The organism is Acidobacteriota bacterium (assembly GCA_009691245.1).
In the GTDB taxonomy this organism is placed as follows: Bacteria; Acidobacteriota; Terriglobia; order 2-12-FULL-54-10; family 2-12-FULL-54-10; genus SHUM01.
On record SHUM01000015.1, the window covers coordinates 51,551 to 62,177 of the forward strand.

Annotated in this window: 10 protein-coding genes and 1 pseudogene; 7 read left to right on the forward strand and 4 right to left on the reverse strand. The window is 58.1% G+C overall.

The window, feature by feature from the left end:
- The first annotated feature begins 154 nt into the window (after window positions 1-154).
- Entirely contained in the window at window positions 155-985 is an 831-nt protein-coding gene (locus EXQ56_05600) for an inositol monophosphatase (protein MSO19930.1), read from the forward strand.
- Between the two features lie 321 nt (window positions 986-1,306).
- On the opposite strand, the gene EXQ56_05605 is transcribed toward EXQ56_05600, so the two are convergent.
- Window positions 1,307-2,353 carry an FAD-binding oxidoreductase gene (locus EXQ56_05605; protein ID MSO19931.1) on the reverse strand — a complete coding sequence of 349 codons (1,047 nt, stop codon included), beginning with the start codon at window positions 2,351-2,353 and terminating at the stop codon, window positions 1,307-1,309.
- A gap of 282 nt (window positions 2,354-2,635) precedes the next feature.
- Window positions 2,636-2,992, reverse strand: a pseudogene (locus tag EXQ56_05610) (DUF1801 domain-containing protein).
- Between the two features lie 232 nt (window positions 2,993-3,224).
- Here EXQ56_05610 and EXQ56_05615 point away from each other — a divergent pair.
- On the forward strand, window positions 3,225-4,322 hold the full coding sequence (locus tag EXQ56_05615; GenBank protein ID MSO19932.1) for an endonuclease/exonuclease/phosphatase family protein: 1,098 nt from the start codon (window positions 3,225-3,227) through the stop codon (window positions 4,320-4,322).
- A 539-nt stretch (window positions 4,323-4,861) separates the two neighbouring features.
- Here the strand turns inward: EXQ56_05615 and EXQ56_05620 are convergent.
- Both EXQ56_05620 and EXQ56_05625 read right to left on the reverse strand, forming a co-directional pair.
- The gene (locus tag EXQ56_05620; GenBank protein ID MSO19933.1) at window positions 4,862-5,251 is read right to left on the reverse strand and encodes a sulfurtransferase; all 390 of its coding nucleotides are present in this window, start codon (window positions 5,249-5,251) and stop codon (window positions 4,862-4,864) included.
- A gap of 121 nt (window positions 5,252-5,372) precedes the next feature.
- A complete protein-coding gene (locus EXQ56_05625) occupies window positions 5,373-5,795 on the reverse strand; it encodes a DUF4440 domain-containing protein (protein MSO19934.1) in 423 nt (140 codons plus the stop codon).
- 223 nt (window positions 5,796-6,018) lie between these two features.
- Between EXQ56_05625 and EXQ56_05630 the strand changes: the two genes are divergently transcribed.
- The 5 genes from EXQ56_05630 to tuf form a co-directional block, all read left to right on the forward strand.
- Window positions 6,019-6,861, forward strand: coding sequence for a hypothetical protein (locus tag EXQ56_05630; GenBank protein ID MSO19935.1), 843 nt, complete (start codon window positions 6,019-6,021; stop codon window positions 6,859-6,861).
- Window positions 6,862-7,118: 257 nt separating this feature from the next.
- Entirely contained in the window at window positions 7,119-7,496 is a 378-nt protein-coding gene (locus EXQ56_05635) for a 30S ribosomal protein S12 (GenBank protein MSO19936.1), read from the forward strand.
- A 162-nt stretch (window positions 7,497-7,658) separates the two neighbouring features.
- Window positions 7,659-8,129, forward strand: a complete 471-nt coding sequence (locus EXQ56_05640) for a 30S ribosomal protein S7 (GenBank protein ID MSO19937.1) — start codon at window positions 7,659-7,661, stop codon at window positions 8,127-8,129.
- A gap of 188 nt (window positions 8,130-8,317) precedes the next feature.
- Window positions 8,318-10,408 carry an elongation factor G gene (gene fusA, locus EXQ56_05645; GenBank protein MSO19938.1) on the forward strand — a complete coding sequence of 697 codons (2,091 nt, stop codon included), beginning with the start codon at window positions 8,318-8,320 and terminating at the stop codon, window positions 10,406-10,408.
- A 76-nt stretch (window positions 10,409-10,484) separates the two neighbouring features.
- Window positions 10,485-10,627 (forward strand): elongation factor Tu (gene tuf / locus EXQ56_05650; protein ID MSO19939.1); only part of this gene is annotated, 143 nt, incomplete at its 3' end.

Below are 10,627 nucleotides of genomic sequence, written 5' to 3' on the forward strand. Positions count from 1 at the left end.
TTATTGGAACGTGGTCACCGGGGGCGAATGCCCCCGGCTACACTCTGCATCCCCTGCGGGGATGTACGGGGTTGAGAGGATGTGATGGTTGCGGAGATGGGCGCGGTGACATTCTCAATCTAAAAATTCTAACGGAACGGATTATTAATCATCCATGAGCGAAATGCTGAGTACTACCTGCGACATTGCCCGCGCGGCGGGCGCGATACTGATGGAGTTCTTCGAGCGGCGCGTGCGCGTCGAGTACAAGGGCGACGTGGACATTGTCACCGAGGCCGACCGCACGTCGGAGAAGTACATCATCTCGCAACTGCGCGAGAAGTTTCCCGAGCACTCCGTGATCGCCGAGGAAGGCGGCGGCTATGAACGGGCCTCGGGTTACGCGGCGGGCTACACCTGGTACATTGATCCGCTGGACGGCACCACCAACTTCGCGCACAGCTTTCCGGTCTTCGCCGTGTCGATGGGTCTCAAGAAGGACGACGAGATGGTGCTGGGCGTCGTCTACGATCCCACGCGCAATGAAATGTTCGCCGCCGAGAAGGGGCAGGGCGCTACGCTGAACGGCAAGCCCATGCGCGTGTCGTCCATCGCGCGGCTCGCAGAGGCGCTGGTGGCCACGGGCTTCCCCAGTCAGCGGCGGCACCAGAATCCCAACATCCATTTCTATCACCAGTTCAACATGAACTCGCACGGCGTGCGCCGCCCCGGCTCGGCGGCAACGGACCTGGCCTACGTCGCCGCAGGCCGCCTCGATGCGTTCTGGGAGTTCAACCTGCACCCCTGGGACGTGGCCGCGGGCAAGCTGCTGGTCGCGGAAGCGGGCGGCCGCGTGTCCGACTCGACCGGCGCGCCGCACACCATGCAGAGCAACGCCGTGATGGCCTCGAACGGCCTGCTGCACGATCAAATGCTGAAAGAGTTCAACAACCTCTTCGCCGGCAAGTACGCCGCCGCGCTGCCCCCGCTGGTAAGGCCGGCGTAGTGTTTTCACTCAAACCAGAAACGGCTTGTAGAATTTGGTGGTGAAGCGCGGGCGCGCCAGCTTGCTGGGGATTTTTACGTCGCCGGGCTGGAGCCATTGGGTTTGAATGGGCGAGGCGTTTCCGCCCAGCGTGTGAATCGCCACCTGGTTATACTCTTGAGCGAATTGGTGCCATAGCGGGTCCGTCGGGTTCGAGCAGCAAGGATCAAACGAAAACGACACGCCCGGTCCGCTCGAATAAATTCCGAAAGTCTTCCGCGCCTTCTCGGGGCGGTGAACAAAATAGGCCGCCCAGCCCTTGGGCGCGAATCCCGTGCGTTCCTAAAACGCCTTGGTGAGTTTGTAGCTTTCCACGATGACGCGGGTGAGTTGCCCGAGGTCGTGTTCGTAATACTGAAAATCAAGACGACGCTCCCCGGGCGACGGCCGCCAGTATTCATTCACGAAATCATGGCGCGAATAGACCAGCCCCTTGGGCTGCGGCGGCAACGGGACGCCGTCCATGCCGTGCTGGATGACCAGGCGCTTGGCGAGTCGATATTCATCGCACACCGGCTGCGACGCGGCGGGAGTGGCGGCGCCAGGCCCCGCCTTGAAGCGCTGATCGCAGAAACTCAGCAGGTGTTGCAGAATCACGATGGCGAAGAAAGCGTCGCACTCCTCGCGCATGCGCAGCAGAGCGGCGGCAAGATTCTCCGGCGAGTCCGCGGGCACCAGCGAGATGTCCGAGCGGCAGAGTGTGGCCGGACGCACCTCAAGCTGGCACTCGACCACAATGCCGGAAAGTCCGAACGAGCATTTGAACTCATGGAATGCCGCGCCGTCTTTATGGTCAGACAGCGTGCGCAGGTCGCCGTGCTCATCGACATAGGTCAGGGCGACGACATGCGCGGAGAAGTAGCCGGGGGCATCCAGCGACGATTCCTTGGTATCGCCGACGGCGACGGAGCCCACGGTGGCTTCTCCGATCTCCGCCTGAAACGCGATTTCCACGCCACGCGCCTGGAGCCACAGGTTCAGCTTCTTGAGCCGACACCCCGCCTGCACGCGGACCACCTGACGCCCCGTGGCATCGTGCTCGAGGCCCAGGACTTCATCCAGCTTGCGCGTACACAGCATGGTTCCTTCATCATTGACGAAAGTGGAGGTAACCGAGAGCAGCGCGCCCACCGGATTCACCGGCGATGGAAACCGCTCCGCATCACGCACCACGGCCTGCACGTCAGCGTAGCTTAAAGGCTCCGCATAGACGGCCGGCTTCGTCGCGTAGCTCAATCCCCAATTGCTGTATTCGCGGCCTTCAGTTTCGAGCAACCCCTGGAAGGGTTGCGCCTCACCCGCTTGGCCCTGGTCTGCGTTAGCATTCATGGTTTTTAGTGAGTCATTTCACTCGGCATATTGCGCGAACGCAGGCCATTATTCCTTGCTCACACCCTGTTGTAAAGGGAAAGAAGCAACTTCTCCGAGCCGCGACAGTGATGGAGTGGCCATGATGCTCGCTGGAGTGGCCATGATGCTCGCTGGCACGGCCACGTCCCGGCCGCACGAACCGTCCCGGTCAGTGGTTTGGGTTTTTCATTCCATCACCGAATCGCGTTCATCAATATGGTGGCCGCTCCATCACTGTCGCGGCTCGGAGAAGATCCGCAATCAACGCCGCTTCTTCTGCTCGTTCTCCGCGATGCGTGCCTTCACCAGCTTCTTCACCAGAGCGGCGGGCAGGGGCTTGTCCAGCGGGAAGTGGATCGTGCCGCCTTTGGATGTGGGATAGTCCTTCAGTTCTTTTGCGAGCGTCCTCATGATTGTCGTGCTCATCCCGAATAAACTGCAATGGTTGGTGAACGCGGCGAACGCCACCAATATCCCTTTATATTTGTACAACGGTATGCGGTAGCTGATGCCCTCGGTCGTCTCCTACGGCGCCACGGACTTGATCGCCGCGCGAATCTTCTGCAACGTGCCGCGCGCGGGCTCCGGCACGCCAGCGAGATATTCGTCCACCGTCATCGCAACGAGATTGCGTTTCGCGTCCGATGAGCGATCGCCAGCGGTCGATTTTTTCATGATCTCAATCCCCTAATGGAATTTCATTCCGGTCTAACGGTAGAGTCTAGCACCCGGCTGGGCGATGCCAAACACGTGAATGAGAGCCGTTCCGCCTGTTCCCGAATTACCAGACGCAACCCGGGTTGAGATGGAGTATGATCGCGCTGAAGAACCATTGTGAGGGAGGTAGCTTATGTTGCGCATTGCGACGTTTAACTTGGAGAACCTGTTCACACGTCCGACGGCAATGAATGAAAATAGCGACGCGGTTGGCCGTCAGGCCATCGAAGATCATGCGGTGCTGAACGGCATTGTTGCCAAGGAAGTCTATACGGCGAATGACAATGCGCGGCTGATTACACTGTCGAATCGTTACAAGTTTCATGTGCTCAGTCCACCAGTCAATGCCTTCGTCCAGTTGCAGAAAATTCGCGGGAAACTATTCCGCAAGCCACAGAATGGCCCGCTGGAGGTCGTCGCCAATGGCCGAGGCGATTGGACAGGATGGTTTGAGCTGAGGCGGGACGATGTCAGGTGGGAAGCAACTTACAACACGGGACGCGTGATCTCCGAAGCGCATGCCGATATTCTCATCCTCGTTGAAGTGGAAAATCGCCCGACGCTGAAGCGATTTTGCAAACAGGTGCTCGATGTTGAATTTCAAAGCGCATACCCGCACTTCATGGTGATTGACGGCAACGATGATCGCGGAATTGATGTGGGAATCGCCAGCCGCTTTCCCATTGTCCAGATGCGCTCGCATGTGGATGATGCCACACCGGCTGGAGGGGAGGTGTTCTCACGCGACTGTCCCGAATACGATATTGATCTTCCGGGCGGCAAGCGCATGGTGATTCTGCCGAATCACTTTAAGTCAAAACGGAATGGAGACAATCAGGCCTCCATCAATCGCAGGAAAGCTCAGGCTGAGCGGGCTCACGCCATCGCTGTTGTGGCGCTCTCGCGCTCTGATCTGGTCGTGGTGGGCGGAGACCTCAATGACGTTCCCGATAGCGTCCCCTTGGCCGCGCTGTTTACGGACGGCTTTGCCGATGTAATCAACCATCCGAACTATCCAACGGATCGGCCAGGAACCTATGGGACCGGCCTTAAGACACAGAAGCTGGACTACCTGATTCTGTCGCCCAAGCTGCAAGCCAAGTTGCAGGATGTCGGGATTGAGCGGCGGGGGGCGTATCACCCAAACTTGTGGGAATCATTCGATACCGTAAAGAAATCGGCTGACGAAGCCTCGGATCATCATCTGGTGTGGGCGGATTTCAATCTTTAAGGCTGGCGGCGCTACATACAACTACGCAAAATTGAAAAGATTTTTCGAGTTTTTCAAATTTTATTGAAACAGAAATGCGCGTACCGAGATTCTTTGGAAAATTTGGGTGATTTGGATTTTCTGGAAAATTTTGGGCTTGGCAACGAGTCGGTGGGGTTTCACCGAGGATCACCCTATATCCATACTAAGGCGCGAAATTTTCCAAAGATGCGCAATTTGCGGAATTTTTCGGAGCGCAGGGTGGGGAGGCCGGGTAGTAAGCCGGTAGTAAGTATGTGCGGCGGGGCGAAGCTCCGGCGAACACGAGTGGTGACGGCGGCGGAATTTGGGAAACGACAGGTTGGCTAGACCGCGCCCCATTAGTGGTCAGGTTGGAATATCCTGTGAAAGTGTGCACTTTGGGCACAACCGCATATTCCGCGAATCTGTCAGCCTGAAGTCAGCCAGAAGTCAGGCGAATATTTGGTGAACATCTTGCGCCGCGCGGCATAATTTTTGGGATGGAATCTTGGGCGTGATCGCGCGGACTTGGCGACCGGTTATTGGGATGATTTTGGTTGCTCGGTGGGCAGGCCGGACTCGGTCCATGTGCGCCAGCCGCCGGCGAGTGAGAGGACGCGGCGGTAGCCCATCTTCTGGAGGTTGTCCGCGGCGAGCGCCGAGCGGTACCCGCCGCCGCAGTAGAGAATGATCTCGGTGGCGGGGTCCGGCACGAGCGTCTCAATGTCGCGCTCGATGATGCCTTTGCACAAATGTTGTGCAGTGGGAATGTGTCCGGCGGCGAACTCGCTCGCCTCGCGCACGTCGATCAAAGCCTGAGTGTGGCTGCTATCGAGACGCGTGGCCAGCTCCGGCGCGGTGATTTCGGCGACGCGCGATTGGGCGTCCTCGACGATCTTTAGGAAGCGCGGCGAGTGTTGGTGAGCCATAATGTTCTCCTGCGCGGTGCGTTCAAAGGCCCATAAATAGACCGTGTAGCACGTATGCCCCAAAATGCAGCAGGTGCTTGTCCTTTGCTTCCTCTGCCTCGTGCCTCCTCAGCCTCGATCCCTACTGCACCATCTCGGCCGCCGCATTCTCTCTGCTGGCCGGAAGATGCGAGGCGTGATGGTGCACCAGATACCAGTTGCCGTCGCGCTGCACGAAGAGGTTGGTGGATTGCACCAGCGCGTTCTCGAACGAGCCATCGGCGGCGGAGGATATTTTCTCCACGCAGCAGACCCAGGCCACCGACTCCTCCACGCGCACCGTTTGCAGGCTTACGGAGAGGCGCAGGAAGCGCGTGTTTTCGAATATCCTCTGCCAGCTTTCGCGGATCGCTTCCCAGCCCTCGATCAACTCCCATCCAGGATGGACACAGCGCGCCGCGTCGTCCTGCACCCACACAGCGTCCATCTGCTCCAGGCTGAGCGACTGCGCGGCGCGGTAAAAGTTCTTGTTGGCTTCCAGCACTGCTTCTTGTTCAGGAGTCATCGTTACCCTTTATTCATAGGCCTCTGAGCGATCGGCACTGGCGCCAGCTCCTCGCCGGACGGCGTTCCAGCAGCGCTTCCTGCCGCACTCCACAAAGATAGGCATTATAGCATTGCACCAGCTATCCCCTGCTGCGCGCGTGCAATTGCCTGATCCGATTCTGTCGAAACCTTTTTCGCGGCCAAGGGTTTATACTACTTCTATATGTCCGCAGGAGGTGTGTATGCACGCAATGATAAGGAATGCGCGAATGGTGTTGCTGGTACTCACCATGGTGATGGCCGCAGTTGGTGCCAGCGCATCGGCGCAAGAGGCTGCCGCGCCGGCGCAGTCGTCCACGCTGCCTGCGAGCACTGCGCCACCCAGCGCTGCGCCAGTTGACGCGGTGATCGCCGTGCCGACGCGCACGCGCATCCCATTGGTATTGGTCAACAGCGTCAGCACCAAGAACGCGCAGCCTGGCGACCGCGTCTATTTGCAGACCGCGTTCCCCATCGCCGAAAGCGGGCGCATCGTGATTCCCGAAGGCAGCTACGTTACCGGTACGATCACCGAAGTGAAGCGGCCCGGTCGCGTGAAGGGGCGCGGGGAAATCTATGTGCGCTTTGACACGCTGATGCTGCGCAACGGCGTGCAGCGCGACTTCCGCGGCACAGTCAGCGCGGTGGACGGCTCGCAGCCGAATCTCTCCGAGAAGGAAGGGAAGATCGAAGGCGACTCGAGCAAGGCCGACGATGCAAAGACTATTGCAGGGACCGCCAGCACAGGGGCAATTATCGGCGGGGTATACAATGACAATGCCCTCGGCACACTTGTTGGGGGCGTAGGTGGCGCGGCGGCGGGCATGATCGGGGTGCTGCTGACGCGAGGCAACGAGGTGCAACTGTTGCGCGGCACGTCGCTCGAGATGCAGCTCGATCGCGAGCTGCGCTTCGCGCTCTCTGAACTTGATTTTCAGCCCGCTCCATACGGCGCGCCGCTGCCGACTCCAGCGCCGCAGACCGGCGGGTCGCTCGGTCGCGGAACAAGTTTCCCCAACACCAGCGGACCTTTCCCCAGACCTTAGCTCATGTCCCAGATCGAGCAACGGATGTTTAGGTCCCAGCTATCTCACAGGATAGTTTAATCATTTCAATAGTTAAGCGTTGACGTGCCTACTTCCATCTGCTATCCTTAGAAGGTTCCGCAGTCCTCTTGCTCCTTGCCATAGCGATGCCTATGGGGAGCGAAGGCGTGTTTCCTCCGGTGTATTGAACGGAGAGGCCGGTGGAATCGTGAACTGAGGACTGGCGACGAAGAGTTTTGTGAGAGAGGGAATCGTACGTGCCCACATTTAATCAATTAGTGAAATCAGGCCGCAAGCGGATGCGCGTCCGCACCGCGAGCCCGGCGTTGCAATCGTGTCCGCAGAAGCGCGGCGTCTGCACGCGCGTTTATACCACGACGCCGAAGAAGCCGAACTCCGCGTTGCGCAAAGTGGCGCGCGTACGGCTGACCAACGGCATTGAGGTAACGGCGTACATTCCAGGCGTGGGACACAACCTGCAGGAGCACTCGATTGTGCTGATCCGCGGCGGTCGCGTGAAGGATCTTCCCGGCGTGCGCTATCACATTATCCGCGGCACACTGGACACGGCCGGCGTCGCCAATCGCAAGCAGGGCCGCTCCAAGTACGGAGCCAAAAAGCCCAAGTCGTCCTAAGCAGGCTGTGCGTCGGTTCAGACGGTGAAGATTTGCAATGCAGATTTTTCGCTCGGCTTCATTTGAAAATTAGCACGGAGCAATTGGGGATTTAGCAATACGGTTTTTGAGTTCGGCTTGCGGGCAAAGATCCCGCGGCCCGGAGGGGAGCAAGTCTCTAGAATGCCTCGTAAGGGACACATAGCGCGCCGCGTAATCAATCCAGACGGCGTATACAAATCGGATCTGGTTGTGAAGTTTATCAATTCGCTGATGTACGGCGGCGAAAAATCCGCCGCGGAAAACATTTTCTATACGGCGATGAAGCAGGTTGAGGTGAAGGCGCAGACCGATGCGCTCACCGTATTCAAGAAGGCGCTTGAGAACATCAAGCCGGTGATGGAAGTTAAAACCCGCCGCGTCGGCGGTGCCAACTACCAGATTCCGGTGGAGGTCGGGCCGGACCGCCGCGTCAGCCTGGGCATTCGTTGGCTGATCAGCTTTGCCCGCGCGCGCAGCGAAAAAGGCATGATCGATAAGCTCGCTGGAGAGTTGCTCGATGCCTTCAATAACAAGGGTTCTGCCGTAAAGAAGAAGGAAGATACCCACCGCATGGCCGACGCGAACCGCGCGTTTGCGCATTATCGCTGGTAACTTTTTTCAGTTCGAATTAGATCGCAGGCGCGAGCTGAGGCCGTGCCGGTCGGTTGCCATATGCGCTTTCTGAACCAGTCTAAATCGCAGTTGAGCAATACGTACGAGCGCGAATCGGATAGCAGCAATCTAATTTTGCAAGGAGTATTTCCCGCTAGCACCACCCCCGGAGCCGGAACCGAAATTTTATGCCACGCTCGCACCCATTAGAGAAGACGCGCAACATCGGCATCATGGCGCACATTGATGCTGGTAAGACCACTACCACTGAGCGCATCCTCTTCTATACCGGAATCACCCACCGCATCGGTGAGGTGCATGACGGCACCGCGACCATGGACTACATGGCACAGGAGCAGGAGCGTGGCATCACCATCACCTCCGCTGCCACGACCTGTTTCTGGCGCGATATTCGCGTCAACATTATTGATACGCCCGGCCACGTGGACTTCACGGCGGAAGTGGAGCGTTCGCTGCGCGTGCTCGATGGCGCAGTCGCCGTGTTTGATGCGGTGGCCGGTGTGCAGCCACAGTCAGAAACCGTATGGCGCCAGGCCGATAAGTACGGCGTGCCGCGCATCTGTTTCATCAATAAAATGGATCGTGTTGGCGCGGATTTCGATCGTAGCGTCGAGACCCTGCGCACGCGGCTGAATGCGAAGCCTGTTCCGATTCAACTGCCCATCGGCAAGGAAGATTATTACCAAGGCGCGGTGGATCTGTTCAAAATGAAGGCGGTCATTTTCAGCAGCGAAACCCTGGGCGCTGAATTTGAAGTCGGTGAGATTCCCGCCGAGTTGCTGGTAGCGGCCAAGGCTGCGCGCGACTTCATGGTGGAGACGATCAGCGAGCACGACGATGCTCTGATGGAAAAGTATCTGGGTGGAGAAGAAATCAGCGAAAGTGAACTGCGCGCCGGTCTGCGTCGCGCTACCATCTCCTTGAAAGTGGTGCCGGTTGTTGCGGGTACCGCGTTCAAGAATAAGGGTGTGCAGCCGCTGCTCGACGCCGTGATCGACTTCCTGCCATCGCCACTGGATATTCCTCCGATCACCTGCGTTGACATGGACGGCAAGCCCGCCGAGCGCAAGGCAAATGACAGTGAGCCGTTCGCGGCATTGGTTTTCAAAATTATGACCGACCCCTTTGTGGGGCAGCTTTCCTTCCTGCGCGTATATTCCGGAGTCTTGAAAGTCGGCACGGGCGTGTTGAACGCCACACGCAACAAGAAGGAACGTGTCGGGCGTCTGCTGAAAATGCACGCCAACAAACGCGAAGATATTGATGAGGTGTACTCGGGCGACATTGCCGCTGCGGTGGGACTGAAAAACGTAACTACGGGCGATACCATCTGCGATGTGGCTCTACCTGTTGTTCTCGAAAACATTGATTTCCCGACGCCGGTGATTTCGGTTTCCGTTGAGCCCAAGACCAAGGCCGATCAGGACAAGATGGGCGTGGCGCTCAGCAAGCTGGCGCAGGAAGATCCCACGTTCAAGGTTCACACCGATCCCGACACGGCGCAGACATTGCTCTCCGGTATGGGCGAGTTGCATCTTGAGATCATCGTGGACCGCATGATGCGCGAGTTCAACGTGGCCGCCACAGTCGGCAAGCCGATGGTGGCGTATCGTGAAACGATTCGCAAGTCGGCCGAGGCCGAAGGCAAGTACATCCGTCAGACCGGCGGACGTGGTCAGTACGGCCACTGCAAATTGTCTGTCGAGCCGATGGAACCCGGCAAGGGCTTTGAGTTTGTCAATAAAGTTTTTGGCGGATCGATTCCTAAGGAATATATCAAGCCGATTGAAGAAGGCATCAAGGAAGCGATGGAAGGCGGCGTGCTCGCTGGCTTCGAGATGGTCGATGTGCGCGTAACGCTGCTGGATGGCAGCTACCACGATGTGGACTCCTCGGAAATGGCGTTTAAGATCGCTGGTTCGATGGGCTTTAAGGAATGCGTGAGACGTGCCAAGCCGGTGCTGCTGGAACCCGTGATGAGCGTGGAAGTGGTCGTTCCGACGGATTATATGGGTGAGGTCATCGGCGATCTGAACAGCCGCCGCGGCCGCATTGATGGCATTGAGGAGCGCGCCGGCACACAGATCATTAAATCATTCGTGCCGCTGGCCGCTATGTTCGGTTATGCCACGGACCTTCGCTCGCGCACGCAGGGCCGCGCCAGCTACACCATGCACTTCGGACGCTATGAAGAGGCTCCGGCCTCCATCGCCGAAGAAGTGATCGCCAAGCTACAGGGGCGTACAGTCGAAAAATAACATTTGAGATAGAGTTAGGGCTTCTGGCTCGCGCAACTAAACAACTACAGTTCGAGATCAAACTGAGAGGGCAGCGATGGCGAAGGAGAAATTTGACCGATCGAAACCGCATTTAAATATCGGGACGATTGGGCACATTGATCACGGGAAGACGACGTTGACGGCGGCGATCACGAAGGTGCTGAGTAAGCACGATCCGAAGATTCTGTTTCGGTCGTT